Consider the following 17,736-nt stretch of genomic DNA (forward strand, 5'->3'; position numbering starts at 1 on the left):
ATTAATTGTTCGTGTGATTGGTTTTATTATCGTTCTCCACTTTCTTCTGGAGTTTCTGTGCTTTCTCTAAAGTTGATTTTACTTCACCTGTCCATTCACTCTGCTGGTAAGTGGCAAGAAAATCATTGCAGGCATTGATGGCATCAGCAATGCGCTCTGATTTTTTAGCATCGACACTGTTCTCTGCCAATTTATATTTTGACATCACGGTAAGGTAAACGCTTTCTTCGCGGTAATGTGTATCAGGATAATCGTGAAGGAACTGATTGAATGAGGTGATCGCCGCACGATAATCCTGGATCTGGTAATATTGCTTGGCATTGAAAAATGCTTTTTTCTCCAGCTTCTTATGCAGGTTATCTACGAGTTTGTTGCATTCGTGAATTCTCGCAGTATCGGTCGGAAACATCTGGATGAAATACTGGAATTCCTCAATAGCAGAATAGGTGTCTTCCTGGTCAAGCGTGTACGGTGGCGATTCCTCGTAATGACAATACGCGCTCATGTACAGGCACTCGGCCGCGTGCTCGCTCGTGGGATATGTGCGGAAATAAGTTCTGAAAAGATAACCGGCCATAATGTAATCCTGCATGTAATAATCGCAATAAGCGAGGTAGTAATTTGTATTCTGCGCTTTTTCCGTTCCTCTCATCACCGTGTACAATTCATCGAACAGCATCTGGGCCTTGGTGTAATCTTTTTTATCGTAATACTCCACGGCCTTGTCATACTTAAGGTTGAGGTCGGTGCTTTTCTGTAATTTATTGAAATCATTGCAAGCGAGAAGAAAAGTCCCGAGAAAGAAAATGAAGAAGAAAAGTCCGCGTTTCATGAGAGGGCGCAAATTTACGATTTTCCTGCGAATCACGCGTTTCGGGCACAACGGCGCAAAGCGGTCACATCAAGAAGACGGATCTTCCTTCCGGAAGTTGCCAGCAAACCCTCCTCTTCCATGCTTTTCAGAATACGGATCGTGGTCTCCGTTGCTGTTCCCACAAGCCCTGCTATTTCTTCTCTCGTAAGCGAAACGGGTAAGGTACTGCCATCCTCTTCGTAACCGTAAGTTTCTGCAAGATGCAAAACAGCATCAGCCAACCGCGCCTTCACCGGTTTGCGCGCCATTCCCGCAAGGTGATGCTCGGCGTGACGCAATTCTGCTGTAAGTAATTTAATGATGGAATGGGAAAAAGCGGCATTCTGTTCGAGGAGAAGAAAAAAAGTTTCGCGCGGAATGATCGTTACCAGCGAATCTTCGAGCGCCGATGCGCTGCAGGAATAAGAATCATTTCCGAGCACAGCACGATAACCCATTATATCTCCTGGTCTCGCAAGATGAATGATCTGTTCCCTGCCCTGTACATCTGTAGTAAAAAGTTTCACTTTCCCTTTGATCAGCACATGAACTCCGGAAGGAGAATTGCCTTCTGAAAAAAGCAATTCGTTCTTCAGAATATTTTTTTCCTTTTGTGTACGGGAAAATATTTTTCTGTCTTCTTCCGTTAGCAGATCAAGCAACCCCATTCGGCTCACTTATTTTCCTTCGATCCAGTTCACGATCTTATCGCAGAAAGGTTTGTCGGGCGACATGACGTGCCCCACTAATTTTCCATTCTCATCGATCATGTATTTCTGAAAATTCCATTTCACTTCGCTATTTTCTAAACCATTCTCACTCTTTGTCGTCAGCCACTTATAGATCGCATCCTGGTTCTCTCCTTTAACATCGATCTTGTCCATCATCTGGAAAGTCACGCCATAATTCTTCGTGCAGAATGCCTTGATTGTATCATTCGGTCCGGGTTCCTGCTGGCCGAACTGGTTGCATGGAAATCCAAGGATCTCAAATTTTCCGGTGGGCTGATATTTCTCGTATAATTTTTCGAGGTCGGCATACTGTGGAGTGAATCCACACATGGAAGCGGTATTCACGATCAGCACTTTTTTCCCTTTCAGTTTGGTAAAATCATAATCAGTTCCGTCAATGGTTTTCGCATGAAAATCATAGAGCGTTTTGATGGAAGTATCGGTTTGCATGGATATAGAAATAAGAGCGAAACTAAAAACGGCGGGTAGAATTATTTTTTTCATGGAGAATATTTTGAATGGTAAAGTTAGAAAACAAAGCATGAATTATGCCAATAGATGACAAAGGGCACAAACGCGTTTTGAGCGGCAATCATCAGTCACAAAGATGATACCGAATCGTATCTTTGCCGCCGTGTCTATTCTGAAACAGACGATCGGATTATTACGGCTTGAATTCATACAGGAGGCAAGACAGAAATATGCTTTTTACGGTGTGCTGCTTTTCGTTGTTTCCACAGTCTTCATCTGCAAATTCAGTTTTCATACTGTTAAAGATGTGCCCACCTGGAATTCTCTTTTCTGGATCATTCTTCTTTTTGCTGCTGTTACCGCAGCCGCAAGAAGTTTCTCGCGCGAAAGCAAAGGACGTTTGCTCTACCTCTACACCCTTGCAGATCCACGAGCCGTTCTGCTCGGAAAATTAGTTTACAATATTCTGTTGATGTGTTTTCTTGGCGCAGCAGCACTCTGCATTTTTGCATTTCTCATTGGATTTCCTGTACAGGGCCAACCGATGTTCCTGCTCGGATTATTTCTCGGATGCATCGCACTTGCTTCATCATTCACGATGATCTCGGCCATCGCTTCCAAAGCAGGAAATAATTTTACTCTCATGGCCATTCTCGGTTTCCCCGTTGTACTTCCTGTTTTACTTGCCGCGATAAAAATTTCCAAATACGCAGCCGACGGACTTTCCTGGTACGGAGCATTGAATTATTTAGGTGTACTTGCTGCGATGAACATCGTAGTCGCAGCACTCGCATATCTCCTCTTTCCGTACCTTTGGCGCGACTAAAAAATTGGAATTAAAATGAAGCGGAATTGGTGGAAATTTCTTTGTGTGGTACTGCTTTTTTTCACTTTAATTTTCGGAATTATCACCCCGCTTTCTCCCGGAATTTTACTCACGTCAAATTCCATCATTCCCACTTACTCGGCCCCCTTCACTGTGCAAATTACCGGGTACAATACGCGTTTTCTGCAGAATGAAAAAACATTCGGTGCATGGCTCGTCAATTGGGATAAGAATAAACCGGTTCACATTTGCGCAAATTCTGTTGTAGTGAAAGATGATACGCACGCCGATCTTCTTTTTCCGCCCGTGAGCGCACTCGACAGTATGTTTTTCGATCTCACTGTTTATAATGATGCCGACGGAAGAATGTATATGGATCACGCCATTTTTACTTCCGACACACTTCGTGGCGGAATAGTGCCTATGTGCGATGCGAAAGTGAAGAATGAAAAGCAGGATCATTTTGCTTTTCCGTTCCGGAATATTCTGTATGAGTCGATCCGCAATTTATTTTTTCATGTTCCCATGTGGTTCACGATGATCGCACTTCTTTCATGGGCTTTGTGGAATAATCTGCGCTTTCTCCGGAATTTCGATATGAAATATGACCGGCGTTCCAATACAGCCATCATGACCGCAGTCATTTTCGGAATTTGTGGATTGATCACCGGTTCCATGTGGGCGCGCGTTACGTGGGGTGCGTGGTGGGTGGACGATGTGAAACTGAACGGAACTGCCATTACCATGCTTGCTTATCTCGCCTACATTGTATTGAGAAATGCAATTGATGATGAACAGAAATGTGCTCGTGTTACTGCCATCTACAGCATTTTCGCTTACGTGATGATGATCGTACTCATTGGAATTCTTCCGCGTCTCGCCGATTCTCTTCACCCGGGAAATGGTGGTAATCCTGGTTTCAATTCCTATGATCTCGACAATACGCTGCGCCCTGTTTTCTATATGGCGGCTGCTGGATGGATCCTGCTCGGCTTTTGGATCTATTCATTGAAACTCCGGATACAAAATATTAAAATTCACCTTCAGAACCAATGAAAAAAAATTCAGTACTTGTTTTATTTGTCCTCTTTGCATCGTTATTAAACGCTCAAAGCAGCCAGGGGCTTGATGAAAAATTATATCAATCTCTGCACGGACATGGCTCTTTGAATGCGGTAATTGCCGTTATCGTCGTAATTTTGTCCATATTATTTCTTGCGCTTTTCAGAATCGAAAAAAAGATCGGGAAACTGGAACAGGAAATGAAGGAAAATAAAAAATGAAAAAAACACACATCATCGGAATATTACTCATTGCACTTACCATCGGCAGCATGTTTGCGCTGCTCGGAAATTCCAGCACCTATTCCGATTTTGCAAATGCAATGAAGGCAGATGATGAAGTGCATGTGGCAGGCACACTCGACCGAAGCAAAAAAATGGTTTATGATCCGGCTTCCGATCCGAATAAATTCTCGTTTTACATGATCGATCGCAAAGGAAATGAACGTCATGTTATTCTTCTCAAAAGCAAACCCCAGGATTTCGAACGTTCGCAACAAGTGGTGATCATCGGGTCCATGAAAGGAGATGATTTCATTGCGAAAGATGTGCTCATGAAATGTCCTTCGAAATACAACAGCGGAGTTGAAATCCCCGTTAAATAAAAAACAACAGGGAAAAATATTTCTTTCCTGCTGCAAATTTTTCCATTCACAGCAATGACACAGCAGTACCAGGGCGAACAATTATTATGGGGAGAGATCGGTCACATGCTTGTGGTCATTGCATTTATCTCCGCTCTTTTTTCCGTGATCGTGAATTACCTGCGCGTCAAGCAGGATAACGGAGAAATAAAATGGAAATCCACCGCAAGATTTTTCTACACCACGCACGCAGTTTCTGCTTTCGGGATTTTACTCACGCTGCTTTTGATGATCGTCAAACACCGTTACGAATATCAATACGTGTGGCAGCATTCGAAGAGCGATATGAAAATGAATTATGTTCTTGCCTGCATCTGGGAAGGACAGGAAGGAAGTACGTTGCTCTGGTTAGTGTGGCACGGCGTCATCGGTTTGATATTGATGAAAAGAGCGAAGCAATGGGAAGCGCCGGTACTCACTGTTGTTGCGCTCGTGCAGGTTTTTCTATCCATGATGCTGCTCGGAATTTATGTGGGTGGTGTTCACGTTGGCAGTAATCCATTCGGATTGATGCGCCTCCAGGAAGACAACATCGGTTTGCCCTGGACAAAAATGCCGGATTATCTCGCACACATTTCCGACGGACACGGATTGAATCCGCTCCTCCAGAATTATTGGATGACCATTCACCCTCCTACTCTTTTCTGTGGATTTGCACTGACCACTATTCCATTTGCATTTGCGATCGCAGGATTGTGGACAAAAAAATATCACGATTGGCAATCGGCTGCTTTACCCTGGGCATTCACCGGCGTAATGGTGCTCGGCACCGGAATTCTCATGGGCGGTGCGTGGGCGTATGAGTCGTTGAGCTTCGGAGGATTCTGGGCGTGGGACCCGGTTGAAAATGCATCACTCGTTCCCTGGCTCGTACTTGTAGGCGCGGCGCACGTGATGTTGCTTTACAAACAAAAAGGACAATCGCTCTTCACCACATTTCTCCTCTGCATTTTTGCTTTTCTTCTCATAGTGTATTCCACCTTTCTCACGAAGAGCGGGATCCTCGCAAAAACTTCCGTGCATGCATTTACAGATGATGGGCTCAATGAAGAACTCACTGCCTTCATGGGATTTTTTCTCTGGCTTTCGGTGATGCTGCTTTCTTTCAATACTCGTTTGAAAATTATTTACACAGCGATCGCCGTACTGGTTCTCATTATGTTTTTCAACGGAATGCACGGCGCATCCATGTTGCTGCTGCTCGTCTCCTCGTTCATTTCGCTCATTCTCGGTTACTGGAAATTTTTTCCGAAGACCGACAAAGAAGAAGAATTGTGGTCGAGAGAATTCTGGATGTTCATCGGTTCTCTTGTTCTTCTTGTTGCTGCATTCCAGATCATCTTCTACACTTCATCGCCGGTCGTGAATAAATTCCTCGAAGTTTCTCCTGTTCATCATTTCATGCAGAGCATGTATCACCAGACCGGGTGGCAATGGATAGGAAAAATGGCCGATGCGAATATTGCACCCGATAAAGATGTGGTGAACTTCTTCAACAAATGGCAGATCTCATTCGCAGTCATCATTTGCCTGCTCGTTGGTTTCACACAATACCTGAAATACAGGAACACAGATTTCAAAACTTTTATCCGTGAGATCCGCATTCCGCTTATTGCTTCCATTGTTCTTTCCGTCATCATTTCGTTTACGATCTATTACAACAGCCAATGGAATTCAGTAACGCAGAAAAAACAATACATCTTCATGTTGTGTTCCATCCTGCTCTTCTCCTGCATCTTCACCATTCTTGCCAATGCGAATTACTGGAGAAAAGTTTTCGGTGGAAAAATTTCAAAAGCAGGTGCGTCCATCGCGCACGTAGGATTCGGTGTGCTGATACTTGGCGTGGTAATTTCCACTTCTAAAAAAGATACCATCTCGAGAAATACTTCGAAAATGGATCTCACTGGTTTTGCCGAGGACATTGACAATCTCGAAAATATTTATATGCTCAAAGGAGATACGCTGCCAATGGGACCTTATCTCGTAACGTACACAAATCACCAGAGAAAAATAAAGAACGGAACCGGTTACGTTTATTTCAATGTCGATTTTATCGAGAAGGGCGATAATGGGAAACCGGAAAAAGTTTTTACGCTCAGCCCGTTTTACCAGTTGAATCCCATTATGGGAAATGCGCGTGAGCCCGATACCAAACATTATATCTTCCGCGATATTTATTCGTCGGTGAAATTTGCCGAGGATCGTTTACTGGACGATTCTGCTGAAAAAGCAGATCTTAATTCCGATCATTATGATGAACCACTGGAACATAATCTCACCTTTCGCGATACGCTTGGATTGGAGAATTGCATTCTTGTCCTCGACAGTGCCAATGAAGATTCGCTCTCCCCGCTGAACCAGACAAATGAAAAAAATCTCGTTGCCTACTTCAGCATTTTCAATTCGAAGATGGAACGCCACATAATCGAGTCGCGCATTTTCTTCGATAAGAAAACATCGGTGTTCAAGCGCATTCTCGATGGAGAAGATGAATCGACCGGTGTCAAAGTCTCTTTTGCCGATGTGGACAATGAAACGAAAAAGCTGAAAATATACACGAGCATCCGCCTCAATCACAAACCGGATTACATGGTGCTGCAGGTTTCTGTTTTTCCCGGAATAAATATTCTCTGGATCGGTTGCCTCATTATGATCACCGGAACTTTCATTGCCGTACGCGAACGTGTCCGGAAAAAAAACAGGGACGATAAAAAAGCAGCATGAAAGATCTTCGTTGTGCACTCATCGGTTCAGGAAATGTAGCCACGCACCTCGGCATCGCGTTACATCGCGCGGGCGTACGCATCACGTGCGTGTACAGCCGCAATGGCGCACATGCACGCACGCTCGCTGCAAAAGTGCATTCAAAAGCGGTCACAAAAATTTCCGGGATCAATGAAGCAGATGTTTTTCTAATTGCGGTAAAAGATGATGCAATCTCCGCCATAGCGAAAAAACTCAATGTGAACGACGGGATCGTTCTCCATACTTCCGGTAGTGTGGGAATAGACGTGCTGAAAAAATTCAATCAGCACGGTGTACTTTATCCTTTGCAATCACTTTCCGTCAACCGGAATATCCACCTCGAAGATGTTCCGATGTGCATCGAGGCGAATGACAAAAGCACTTTACTTTCGGTGAGCAATATTGCGAGTGTGCTTTCTGATTTTGTTTATGAACTGGATTCACACCAGCGCGCAGCCGCGCATCTCGCAGCCGTGTTCGCAAATAATTTTTCCAATCACATGTATCACATCGCGGATTCCATACTCGAAGAACACGACCTTCCCTTCGATCTCGTTCGCCCGCTTATCCTGGAAACTGCAATGAAAGTGCTCGATCATTCTCCTGCTGCTTCACAAACGGGCCCCGCTTCGAGAAATGATAAGCATGTGATCAGCCGGCATCTTGCTTCGCTGAAAAAAAATCCGGCTTTGAGAAAAATTTATTTCGACATCACGAAAAATATTGCTGCGCAGAAAAAGAAAAGAAAAAAATGAACGGAAATTTTAAATCACGTTTGCACAGCGTAAAGGCATTTATTTTCGATATCGACGGCGTACTTACCGACGGAAAACTCATTCTCAATTCCGACGGTTCCATTTCAAGAAGTGTGAATGCGAAAGATGGTTATGCTTTAAGCCGCGCAGTGAAAGCCGGTTTCAAAGTGGCGATCATTTCCTACGGCCGCGAAGAAGTGATGAAAAAAAGATATTCAGAACTCGGGCTCACCGAAGTTTATCTCGGCATCACCGACAAAGAAGAAAAACTGAAAGAATTTGAAAGTGTTTATTACCTGAATGCAGATGAAATACTTTTCATGGGCGATGATGTTCCTGATCTCCTGGCAATGAAAAGATGCGGAGTTCCCTGTTGTCCGTATGATGCCGTGCACGAGATCCGCGAAATTTCTGTTTATGTTTCTCCAATGAAAGGTGGCGATGGTTGCGCGCGCGATGTGATCGAACAGGTGATGCGATTACAGGGAAAATGGTAAACCCTGTCAATTGTCATTGGGAAAATTATTTAAACTGAAATCTCAATGACAATTGGGTAGTGGGGCAGTTTGAAAATTCTTAGCGCCTTAGTGCCTTTGTGGTTTAATAAAAGAATGGTTTAGGAACCACGAAGGCGCCAAGGCGCGAAGTTGAATCGGAAAAGAGCAAACTGAGCCACTACCGACAATTGGCAAATGACCTGTGTCCAATGACAAATGACTATTTTTACGCAGATGATCTCCTTCCTCAAACTTATTCGTCTCCCGAATCTTCTCATCATGGCTTTCATGCAGTACATGGTGCGATACTGTGTTATCCTTCCCATACTCGAATTGCGCAAACATGATCTTGATTTTTCATTGCTGGAATTGCAGATGACCCCGCTCGATTTTTTCCTGCTTGTTCTTTCTACGGTAATGATCGGTGCGGCAGGATACATCATCAACGATTATTTCGATGTGAGGATCGACGGAGTGAATCGGCCGGAAACAAACCCGATCGGTAAAGTGGTCAAGCGGCGCGTTGCGATGGCGGCACACATGACGATCAATATCATCGGCGCTCTGCTCGGTGTTTATCTTTCCTGGAAATACGGATTGCTGCGCGTGGGTGCATTTATTTTTCTCTCTGCTCCTGCCCTGCTCTGGTTTTATTCCACGAATCTTAAACGGCAGTTTTTCATTGGTAATTTCATCATTGCACTACTTTCAGGATTGGTTCCACTGGTGGTCATACTTTTCGAGATCCCGAATATTTACAAGGCGTTTCCCGAATTAGTGCAGGGCGGTTATCTCGATCTCAGTTTTGCTTCTCACATCACACTCATCGTCGGACTTTTTGCATTCCTGGTTACATTGCTTCGCGAAATAATAAAAGATGCAGAAGATTACGAAGGCGATCTTGAATACGGATGCAAAACAATTCCTGTGGTTCTGGGAATTTCAAAAACAAAAATTCTCATCAGTACGCTTATCGGCCTCGTAGTTTGCGCCATCGGTTATGTGCAGTACCTGCAATTTGATGCGAAGGACTGGATCTCTTTCATTTATTTTTTAGTGTTGCTGCAGGTGCCTTTTCTTTTTCTTGCTTACCGCGTGATGAATGCGAAAGGAAAAAACGACTGGAGATTCATGAGTTTCATTGTGAAGATCCTCATGGTCGCCGGGATCTCCTACCTCTTCGTTTTCGCACACAGCATTCATGAACTTATCGCTGCTGATGTTTCCTGAAAATCTTTCCGGCAAAAAAATAATTCTGACTTCACGATCTCCACGGAGACAATTTTTATTGCGTGAATGTGGTTTGGAATTTGAGATCGCTGAAAATGAAATCGAAGAATATTTTCCACCCGAACTGAAAGCAGAACAGATCGCTCTTTATCTCTGTAAGAAAAAAGCAGAGGCGTTATATGATGATCTCGATGAATATTCATTGCTGATCACCGCAGACACCATTGTGTGGATCGAGGGCCGTGTATTGAATAAACCGAATGACGAAGCCGATGCTTTACGGATGCTGAAAATGCTCAATGGAAAAAAACATGAAGTGTTCACCGGAGTTTACCTCATGTCTTTGATGGATGAAAAAACTTTTTGTGTACGCAGCGAAGTGTATTTCAAAAACAGGACGGATGAAGAATTGCTGAATTACATCCGCATAAAAAATCCGTTCGATAAAGCAGGTGCGTATGGTGCGCAGGAATGCCTCCAACCGGGAATGAATCCGTGCTCCAATGAAGAAAATGATTTTCTGAAAAAAATTGGCAAAACTTCTTTGCTGGAAAAATGTCTTCCTCCTGCAGGAGAAAATCCATTCGTGCTGGTCGATCACATCGAAGGATCTTATTTCAATGTGATGGGATTGCCGGTGAAAGAATTGTTTGAGGAGTTGCAAAAATTCTGATCACAATTTGCTTTCGACGATCATTTCAAATTTCGAATTTATTGTTCCGAGGGATCATCAGCCCATACTTTAACATCGGCTGCATATTTTTCCTGGTGAATAACACCTTCGCCTTTTTTCACCCACGTCATCATCCCTTCTTTTTTCTCGCCACGATAATTACACAACTGTACCGTATCGCCGAGCGGATTGATGAGCGCGATCATTCCGTCTGGTTTTCCTATCGGGCAATACAAATAGGTTTGCCAGTCCGCAGGCGCGCGCGGATCCTTGCTCGCGCGTATGCGCACGCTGTAAAATCCGTCGGAAGTTTTTTCCAGTTCGGCCATTTGCTGCAGGTGAATGATGTAACACAATCCGCCGAGTGAACGATAGATCGTCTCGTATTTTTTCAGCAGCAGCGTATCCTGCGACGTGCGCACGAGTTCAGTTGAATCACATCCTTTGACATAATCTTTCCGCTGATCCTGCGCTTTGGTGACCGCCTTTTGCTTCTTCGCTTTTTTCTTTTTCAGTTTATCCAGGTTTTTCTGATGCTCGCGGTCGCGTTTCACTTTCTGCTTTCTCATTTTCGCTGTGTCGGCGGCTTTTTTCATTTTATCGGCATGTGTTTTCTTTTTTTTCTTCTTTTTCTTTTTTGGTTTTTTCTTTTTGTCTCGGTGGCCGTGTCCGTTTTCATTCTGCACAGTGTGACGCGCATTTGCCGGGTGAAAAGGCATTCCCGCCACGAAAATGATCGTGGCAAAAACAAACAACGGAATAAAAAAGCGTCCCCTCATGGTGAATTCTCTAAGAAATATAATGACAAATTTCAGAAAAGTAACAGCATTTGAATTCTAATTCTCATATTAGCGATCCGGCTCATGAATTTTTCACACAACATTCATAAATACATCCTTTTCATTATTGCGCCGGTTCTCGCTGTTGTAGTTTTCATTGGCATACAATTTCTGCGGAACAAAAAGATCCGGTACGCCTGGAAAAATCTTTCTTTGATCGGTGCGAAGTATGGAATTCCTTTACCGATGAAGGCGGTGACTTTTTTCAAACCGGTTTATCCGCAGTTGTCGGGAACAACGGGAAATGTAAAATTGATCGTTAATACAGAGAGGGAAACGGACGACAGCGGAGGAAATTATAAAACGACCGTCATTATCATTCAAACGCAACGTGCGAAATTCAAATTCGAACTCTGCAAAAAAAGTCTTTTGAATAAACTTCAGCGACTCTTTGCTGACGATCCTGTTGAGACCGGCAATACTGATTTCGACAAACATTTTATTCTCAACAGCAACAATCCTCCATTGATGCCCTCGTATTTCAATTCGAACATTTGTGTTTTATTGCTGAACAACATGCACCTGGTGGAAGGAACAATCAGTTTCGATTTCGATACCATCTTTTATTCCGAGAACACGATCATTTCGGATGATGAAAAAAGAGAACGCTTTTCAGCGCTCATCGATCTGCTGGTTAAAGTTTCATTGCACATGACCACTCCGCTGAAACGATAGAATGCGATCTCAATAAAATATTTTCCCGGGATTCAATATCTCATTCGGATCGAATAGTTTTTTTATTCCGCGCATGAGTTCAATTCTTTTTTTATCAATGGCAATGGGCAGGTAAGGTTGCTGCACCAAACCAATTCCGTGTTCACCGGAAATAGTTCCGCCGAGTTTCACGCACAATTGAAAAATTTCTGTGATCCCTTTTGGCAATTCATTCTTCCACACGTCATCACTCAACTCTCCTTTAATGATATTCACATGCATATTTCCATCGCCCGCATGGCCGTAACAAACGGATCTGAATCCATATTTTTTGCCAATGGCTTTCACCCCTCTTAAGAGTTCCGGTAATTCTGCTCTCGGAACAACAGTGTCTTCTTCCTTGTAAACTGAATTTGACCGAACGGCCTCCGCAACTTTCCTGCGCATTTTCCACAACATATCTTTCTGCGATTGCTGATCGGCAAAAAGAATTTCACCGCATTCGAATCGCTGCATCACTTGCGAAATTTTTTCTGCGTCTTTGTAAAGCAAATCCATTTCATTTCCGTCCACCTCAATCAGCAAATGAGCTTTTACATCATCACTTACTTCAACTGAAATATCCTTTTCAAATTTTCTCACCCAATCGATCGCATCACGCTCCATGAATTCCATTCCCGATGGAATAATTCCTGCACGGAAAACTGCATTCACCGCTTCACATGCTTTTTCCGCCGAATGAAAAGGAACCAGCATCACAAGATTATTTTCAGGATACGGAATGAGTTTGAAAATAATTTTTGTGATCACGCCCAGCGTTCCTTCACTGCCTATCATGAGTTGTGTTAAATTATAACCCGTGGAATATTTCAGCACATTCGCGCCCGTCCACACGATCTCGCCAGTAGGAAGAACCATTTCCATGTTCAATACATAATCTCTCGTCGTTCCATATTTCACTGCTTTCGGCCCGCCGGAACTGTGCGCGAGATTTCCGCCGAGAAAACAACTTCCCTTCGAAGCAGGATCGGGCGGATAAAAAAGTTTTTTTTCTTTCACCGCATTCTGAAATTCTTCATTGATCACGCCGGGCTCCACAGTTGCCTGGAGATTCCGTTCATCTATTTCAAGAATTTTATTGAACCGTTCCATCGACAAGCAGATTCCCGCGTGTATGGGAAGCGCGCCTCCGCTCAGCCCTGTGCCGGCGCCGCGCGGAGTGACCGAAATTTTTTTATTATTCGCAAGTTTCAGAATTTCTGAAATTTCATTTGCTGTACGCGGCTTCACGATCACAGAAGGTTTGTAAATTAAATCTTCCGTTTCATCGCGCCCGTATTTCTCACGGTTTTCTTCATCAGCAAAAACATATTCTTTCCCTGCAATGGAAATGAGTTGAGTAATGATTTCCTGATCGACCGAATTGTATTTCATCCTGAGAAACTGCCGTTGGTAATAAGATTGTTCCGGTAAAAACTGCTACAGATCGTGCAGCGAACATTTTCTTATTTTCACACAAAATTACTCTTTACCCACTCACTATGAAAAAGAATATTTCAGCCACCATTTTTGCAGCTTCCCTGGTTTGTTTTTCATTCGCTCAGAAACAGATCACGCTCGACGATGTATGGAAGAACGGAACTTTCCGCGCCGATTACAATTCGGGCTACACCTCGATGCATGATGGCGAACATTACATGGATTATACAGAGATCGGCGCCAAAAATGAGGCGGCCTACGTTACGTGCGAATACAAAACGGGGAAACAAACTTCGGTGCTTTTTAAAATGAATGAATTGATTCCTGAGAATGAAACGCAACCCGTCCAGATGGATGAAATGACGCTGAGTCCCGATGAAACAAAAGTGCTGATCTCCACAGCAACCGAACATATTTACCGCTACTCTACTAAAGTGACGAATTTTATTTTCGATATGAAAACGAAAAAAATGTTCCCGCTTTCCACCGGAGGGAAACAGCGCCTTGCACAATTTTCTCCCGACAGTAAAAAAGTGGCGTTCGTCCGCGACAACAATATTTTCATTGTGGATCTCGATACAAGAAAAGAAACGCAGGTAACGATGGACGGGGAATGGAACCATGTGATCAATGGCGGAACAGATTGGGTTTACGAGGAGGAATTCACTTTGCCCAATGGAATGTATTGGTCGCCCGATAGTAAAAAAATAGCTTTCTATCGTTTTGATGAAACGCGCGTGAAAGAATTCCAGATGACGATGTACAACACCGGGCTTTATCCTGAACCTTATTCTTACAAATATCCCAAAGCCGGAGAAGAAAATTCGATCGTTACTATTCACATTTACAATCTTGATTCGAAACAAACTATTCCTGTTGACATCGGTACCGAAACCGACCAGTATATTGCGCGTGTGAACTGGACGCAGGATGCGAATACACTTTCCTTTCAGCGTTTGAATCGTTTGCAGAATAAGCTGGAATTATTTCTTGCCAATGCAAATGACGGAACATCAAAAGTAATTCTAACCGAAAAGCGCGACACGTATGTGGAAGTGTATGACCATCTCACTTTTCTCAAAGACAAACTTCATTTCATCTGGAGCAGCGACGAGAGCGGCTATCTTGAATTGTATGAATGCACGATGGACGGGAAAAATAAAATGCAGATTACCAAAGGAGATTTCGATGTGATCGATTTTTATGGTTACGATGAAAAAACAAAAACACTTTTTTACCAGTCCAATGAAGGAAATATTGTGGGACGCGATATTTATTCCATCAAAATAGACGGGAAAGAAAAAAAGAAAATTTCTACGCGTTCCGGAAATAATTCTGCATCCTTCAGTTCGGGAATGAAATACTATGTGAATTTTAATTCGAATGCAAATACGCCTTATTACATTTCCATCAATGACGCGAGTGGCAAAGAAGTGAAAATGCTGGTGGATAATCATGAACTCGCGCAGAAAGCGAAAGATTATGGTTTTGCAAAAAAAGAATTTTTCACAGTGAAAGACCGTGATGGAGTTGAACTCAACGGATGGATGATAAAACCGGTAAAAATGGAAGAAGGAAAAAAATATCCGGTGTTGCAGGTTGTGTATGGCGGGCCGGGGCATAACACGGTGGTTGACCAATGGGAAAGCGCCGATTTTTACTGGCACCAGTATTTGCAACAACAAGGTGTGATCATTGTTTCTGTTGACAATCGCGGAACAGAATACCGCGGCGTGAAATTTAAAAAATGCACGTACGGCCAAATGGGAAAATTAGAAAGCGCCGACCAGATTGATGTTGCGAAATATCTCGGCACTCTTCCTTATGTGGATGCAAAACGCATTGGTATCTGGGGATGGAGTTACGGCGGATACATGGCAAGTTTGTGTCTCGGTGTAGGCGCCGATTATTTTAAATGTGCAGTAGCCGTTGCTCCTGTTTCGAGCTGGAGATTTTACGATTCTATTTACACGGAGCGCTACATGGGATTGCCGCAGAATAATGCGCATGGCTATGATGATTTTTCGCCGGTGAATAATATGGATAAAGTGAAAGGGAAACTTTTATTAGTACATGGAACCGGCGACGACAATGTGCATTTCCAGAATTCAGTTGCGCTTATCAATGCGCTCATCGATGCAAATAAAGAATTTGAATTCTACATGTATCCCGACCGCAATCACAGTATACGCGGAGGAAATTCCAGGATCCATTTGTACACCAAGATCACTGATTTTCTGAAAACCAACCTCTGAAAATTTACGATTTACAATTTACGATTAGCAATTTTTTAGTATCAATAAAATCAAATTGTACATCGTACATCCTACATTGTAAATCCCTTATCTTAGCGACCTATCTAAAAACACACGATTATATGTCAGAAACTCCAAAAGGACATCCGAAGGGATTGTATGTGTTATTTGTAACAGAAATGTGGGAGCGTTTCAGTTATTATGGAATGCGCGCACTGTTTGTGCTTTTCATGGCGAAGGCACTTCTTTTCAGCGTTGCACTCAAATCGCAGATCTATGGAAGTTACACCGGGCTTGTTTACCTCACTCCACTCATTGGAGGATACATGGCCGATCGTTATTGGGGAAACAGGAAATCGATCATCATTGGTGGAATTATGATGGCGGCCGGCCAATTCTTCATGTTCCTTGCCGGAACTTTCTACACCAATTTAAGTTTTGCATCCATTCTGATGTTCGTCGGTCTTGGATTGCTCATTTTCGGAAATGGATTTTTCAAACCGAATATTTCCACGATGGTCGGACAACTTTATCCTAAAGGAGATAAACGGATCGATTCTGCTTTCACCATTTTCTACATGGGAATCAATCTCGGAGCTTTTATCGCACCATTGTTATGCGGGTATCTCGGAGAACGTTACGATTCAGAAGGAAATAATCTTCCGCAATATTTCCGCTGGGGATTTCTTGCCGCCTGCTTCGGAATGATCCTGAGTGTGATCCTTTTCATCTGGCTGAAAAATAAATACATCGTTACTCCGGAAGGTGAGCAGATCGGTGTGAAACCAAACAGTCATCGTAATACAGACGACAATATCACGAATGAAGTAAAGAAGGAATTCCCGAAAAAACTTTTTGTGATCTGGGGTGCTGTTGCGGTTTTTCTTTTCTGGGCATTTGAATTTGGTTTTGGTTTTGCATCCGACAGCTGGAAATTTTCTTTCTCCAATGTCCACAGCAATCTCATCGCATTCATCCACGACCCGATGGGATTCACGCACCACACACTTGGAATCGATTTCGATCTTGTTGGAAGTATTATTTTCTCCATGGCTGTAGCAATCCCAGGACTTATCATCAGCGATCCTTCATTGACAAAAGTAGAGAAGCAGCGCATCTGGGTAATTTACATTGCTTGTTTCTTCGTTATATTTTTCTGGAGTGCATTTGAACAGGCGGGAGCATCACTCACTTATTTCGCGGATGAACAAACCAACCGGGTTCTTTTCGGATGGACCGTTCCCGCAGCTTATTTCCAGAGCATAAACGCGGTTGCTATCGTGATCTTCGCACCACTCTTTGCATGGTTGTGGACGAAACTCGGAAGTCGTGGCATGGAACCCGCTTCTCCTTTCAAACAAGCGCTCGGATTATTTCTTCTCGCTATCGGGTATGTGGTCATTGCATTTGGAGTAAAAGGACTTGCTCCCGGAATGAAAGTTTCCATGATGTGGTTGATCGCTCTTTACACCATTCACACATTCGGTGAATTGTGTTTGTCACCGATAGGACTTTCCATGGTAAATAAACTTGCTCCCGTGCGTCTTGCTTCTTTGTTGATGGGCGTTTGGTTTCTTGCCAATGCTACTGCGAATAAATTTGCAGGAACACTGAGCGGACTTTATCCCGAACCACTCGTACCAACTGAATTGGTTTCCGACATCAAAACAACAACAGGAATTGATATTGTGAAAAAAGATTCTAAATCGTCGGACTACAAAGGGAAAAAGGTTTACAGTATGGAAGTGATCGATTACAGTTCCATCAAAAAAGATTCTACTTACAACGGTATCAAAGGCGATTCACTGCGGAGTAACATTGTGATCAAAGTAGAAAAAGGAAGTGTCACCAAGGAAAAAGCATTCGCCGGATTCAGGATCGATAATTTATTTTCATTTTTCCTCATCTTCGTTTTCATGGCGGGAATAGCTTCTGTTATTCTTTTCGTGATCAGCAGTATGCTCGTAAAAATGATGAACGGCATCCGGTAAAATAGTATTCGAAAAAAAATAAAATCCCA

17 protein-coding genes are annotated in these 17,736 nt (G+C 43.2%); 12 read left to right on the forward strand and 5 right to left on the reverse strand.

Annotated features, from left to right (window positions below; translation table 11 throughout):
* Window position 1: 1 nt before the first annotated feature.
* The 3 genes from bamD to HY064_04160 are packed head-to-tail and all read right to left on the reverse strand — an operon-like array spanning window position 2 to window position 2,088.
* A complete protein-coding gene (bamD, locus tag HY064_04150) occupies window positions 2–832 on the reverse strand; it encodes an outer membrane protein assembly factor BamD (GenBank protein ID MBI3509832.1) in 831 nt (276 codons plus the stop codon).
* A gap of 32 nt (window positions 833–864) precedes the next feature.
* Window positions 865–1,521 carry a Crp/Fnr family transcriptional regulator gene (locus HY064_04155; protein MBI3509833.1) on the reverse strand — a complete coding sequence of 219 codons (657 nt, stop codon included), beginning with the start codon at window positions 1,519–1,521 and terminating at the stop codon, window positions 865–867.
* 9 nt (window positions 1,522–1,530) lie between these two features.
* Complete coding sequence (locus HY064_04160) at window positions 1,531–2,088, reverse strand: glutathione peroxidase (GenBank protein MBI3509834.1); 558 nt, start codon at window positions 2,086–2,088, stop codon at window positions 1,531–1,533.
* A 103-nt stretch (window positions 2,089–2,191) separates the two neighbouring features.
* On the opposite strand from HY064_04160, the gene HY064_04165 reads away from it, so the two are divergent.
* From HY064_04165 to maf, 9 genes are all read left to right on the forward strand, one after another.
* Window positions 2,192–2,881 (forward strand): heme exporter protein CcmB, encoded by a 690-nt coding sequence (locus tag HY064_04165; GenBank protein ID MBI3509835.1) that lies wholly within the window; start codon window positions 2,192–2,194, stop codon window positions 2,879–2,881.
* A gap of 15 nt (window positions 2,882–2,896) precedes the next feature.
* A complete protein-coding gene (ccsA, locus tag HY064_04170) occupies window positions 2,897–3,937 on the forward strand; it encodes a cytochrome c biogenesis protein CcsA (protein ID MBI3509836.1) in 1,041 nt (346 codons plus the stop codon).
* Window positions 3,934–4,164 carry a hypothetical protein gene (locus HY064_04175; GenBank protein MBI3509837.1) on the forward strand — a complete coding sequence of 77 codons (231 nt, stop codon included), beginning with the start codon at window positions 3,934–3,936 and terminating at the stop codon, window positions 4,162–4,164. Before ccsA (HY064_04170) ends, HY064_04175 begins: the two co-directional genes overlap by 4 nt.
* The gene (locus HY064_04180; protein ID MBI3509838.1) at window positions 4,161–4,547 is read left to right on the forward strand and encodes a cytochrome c maturation protein CcmE; all 387 of its coding nucleotides are present in this window, start codon (window positions 4,161–4,163) and stop codon (window positions 4,545–4,547) included. Before HY064_04175 ends, HY064_04180 begins: the two co-directional genes overlap by 4 nt.
* Window positions 4,548–4,601: 54 nt before the next feature.
* Window positions 4,602–7,313 (forward strand): cytochrome c biogenesis protein CcsA, encoded by a 2,712-nt coding sequence (gene ccsA / locus HY064_04185; protein MBI3509839.1) that lies wholly within the window; start codon window positions 4,602–4,604, stop codon window positions 7,311–7,313.
* Window positions 7,310–8,089 carry a DUF2520 domain-containing protein gene (locus tag HY064_04190; GenBank protein ID MBI3509840.1) on the forward strand — a complete coding sequence of 260 codons (780 nt, stop codon included), beginning with the start codon at window positions 7,310–7,312 and terminating at the stop codon, window positions 8,087–8,089. The genes ccsA (HY064_04185) and HY064_04190 overlap by 4 nt, the downstream gene beginning before the upstream one ends.
* Window positions 8,086–8,586 carry a 3-deoxy-D-manno-octulosonate 8-phosphate phosphatase gene (locus HY064_04195; GenBank protein MBI3509841.1) on the forward strand — a complete coding sequence of 167 codons (501 nt, stop codon included), beginning with the start codon at window positions 8,086–8,088 and terminating at the stop codon, window positions 8,584–8,586. Before HY064_04190 ends, HY064_04195 begins: the two co-directional genes overlap by 4 nt.
* 234 nt (window positions 8,587–8,820) lie before the next feature.
* Entirely contained in the window at window positions 8,821–9,816 is a 996-nt protein-coding gene (locus HY064_04200) for a geranylgeranylglycerol-phosphate geranylgeranyltransferase (protein ID MBI3509842.1), read from the forward strand.
* Entirely contained in the window at window positions 9,806–10,489 is a 684-nt protein-coding gene (gene maf, locus HY064_04205) for a septum formation protein Maf (protein MBI3509843.1), read from the forward strand. Before HY064_04200 ends, maf begins: the two co-directional genes overlap by 11 nt.
* 38 nt (window positions 10,490–10,527) lie before the next feature.
* Here the strand turns inward: maf and HY064_04210 are convergent, their stop codons facing one another.
* Complete coding sequence (locus HY064_04210; GenBank protein MBI3509844.1) at window positions 10,528–11,268, reverse strand: hypothetical protein; 741 nt, start codon at window positions 11,266–11,268, stop codon at window positions 10,528–10,530.
* A gap of 84 nt (window positions 11,269–11,352) precedes the next feature.
* On the opposite strand from HY064_04210, the gene HY064_04215 reads away from it, so the two are divergent.
* Window positions 11,353–12,003, forward strand: coding sequence for a hypothetical protein (locus HY064_04215; protein ID MBI3509845.1), 651 nt, complete (start codon window positions 11,353–11,355; stop codon window positions 12,001–12,003).
* Between the two features lie 9 nt (window positions 12,004–12,012).
* Here the strand turns inward: HY064_04215 and HY064_04220 are convergent, their stop codons facing one another.
* On the reverse strand, window positions 12,013–13,416 hold the full coding sequence (locus HY064_04220) for an FAD-binding protein (protein ID MBI3509846.1): 1,404 nt from the start codon (window positions 13,414–13,416) through the stop codon (window positions 12,013–12,015).
* A 107-nt stretch (window positions 13,417–13,523) separates the two neighbouring features.
* On the opposite strand from HY064_04220, the gene HY064_04225 reads away from it, so the two are divergent.
* The gene (locus HY064_04225) at window positions 13,524–15,716 is read left to right on the forward strand and encodes a S9 family peptidase (GenBank protein ID MBI3509847.1); all 2,193 of its coding nucleotides are present in this window, start codon (window positions 13,524–13,526) and stop codon (window positions 15,714–15,716) included.
* Between the two features lie 122 nt (window positions 15,717–15,838).
* Window positions 15,839–17,707, forward strand: a complete 1,869-nt coding sequence (locus tag HY064_04230; protein MBI3509848.1) for a peptide MFS transporter — start codon at window positions 15,839–15,841, stop codon at window positions 17,705–17,707.
* Window positions 17,708–17,736 lie beyond the last annotated feature (29 nt).

The organism is Bacteroidota bacterium, assembly GCA_016194975.1.
In the GTDB taxonomy this organism is placed as follows: domain Bacteria; phylum Bacteroidota; class Bacteroidia; order Palsa-965; family Palsa-965.

What these genes read in the sequence shown, in the direction of transcription:
- HY064_04200 (MBI3509842.1), top strand. Translation starts at nt 8,821, where the DNA reads ATGATCTCCTTCCTCAAACTTATTCGTCTCCCGAATCTTCTCATCATG.
- bamD (MBI3509832.1), bottom strand. Translation starts at nt 832, where the DNA reads ATGAAACGCGGACTTTTCTTCTTCATTTTCTTTCTCGGGACTTTTCTT.
- ccsA (MBI3509839.1), top strand. Translation starts at nt 4,602, where the DNA reads ATGACACAGCAGTACCAGGGCGAACAATTATTATGGGGAGAGATCGGT.
- HY064_04210 (MBI3509844.1), bottom strand. Translation starts at nt 11,268, where the DNA reads ATGAGGGGACGCTTTTTTATTCCGTTGTTTGTTTTTGCCACGATCATT.
- ccsA (MBI3509836.1), top strand. Translation starts at nt 2,897, where the DNA reads ATGAAGCGGAATTGGTGGAAATTTCTTTGTGTGGTACTGCTTTTTTTC.
- HY064_04195 (MBI3509841.1), top strand. Translation starts at nt 8,086, where the DNA reads ATGAACGGAAATTTTAAATCACGTTTGCACAGCGTAAAGGCATTTATT.
- maf (MBI3509843.1), top strand. Translation starts at nt 9,806, where the DNA reads ATGTTTCCTGAAAATCTTTCCGGCAAAAAAATAATTCTGACTTCACGA.
- HY064_04230 (MBI3509848.1), top strand. Translation starts at nt 15,839, where the DNA reads ATGTCAGAAACTCCAAAAGGACATCCGAAGGGATTGTATGTGTTATTT.
- HY064_04225 (MBI3509847.1), top strand. Translation starts at nt 13,524, where the DNA reads ATGAAAAAGAATATTTCAGCCACCATTTTTGCAGCTTCCCTGGTTTGT.
- HY064_04155 (MBI3509833.1), bottom strand. Translation starts at nt 1,521, where the DNA reads ATGGGGTTGCTTGATCTGCTAACGGAAGAAGACAGAAAAATATTTTCC.
- HY064_04215 (MBI3509845.1), top strand. Translation starts at nt 11,353, where the DNA reads ATGAATTTTTCACACAACATTCATAAATACATCCTTTTCATTATTGCG.
- HY064_04160 (MBI3509834.1), bottom strand. Translation starts at nt 2,088, where the DNA reads ATGAAAAAAATAATTCTACCCGCCGTTTTTAGTTTCGCTCTTATTTCT.
- HY064_04180 (MBI3509838.1), top strand. Translation starts at nt 4,161, where the DNA reads ATGAAAAAAACACACATCATCGGAATATTACTCATTGCACTTACCATC.
- HY064_04220 (MBI3509846.1), bottom strand. Translation starts at nt 13,416, where the DNA reads ATGAAATACAATTCGGTCGATCAGGAAATCATTACTCAACTCATTTCC.
- HY064_04175 (MBI3509837.1), top strand. Translation starts at nt 3,934, where the DNA reads ATGAAAAAAAATTCAGTACTTGTTTTATTTGTCCTCTTTGCATCGTTA.
- HY064_04190 (MBI3509840.1), top strand. Translation starts at nt 7,310, where the DNA reads ATGAAAGATCTTCGTTGTGCACTCATCGGTTCAGGAAATGTAGCCACG.
- HY064_04165 (MBI3509835.1), top strand. Translation starts at nt 2,192, where the DNA reads ATGATACCGAATCGTATCTTTGCCGCCGTGTCTATTCTGAAACAGACG.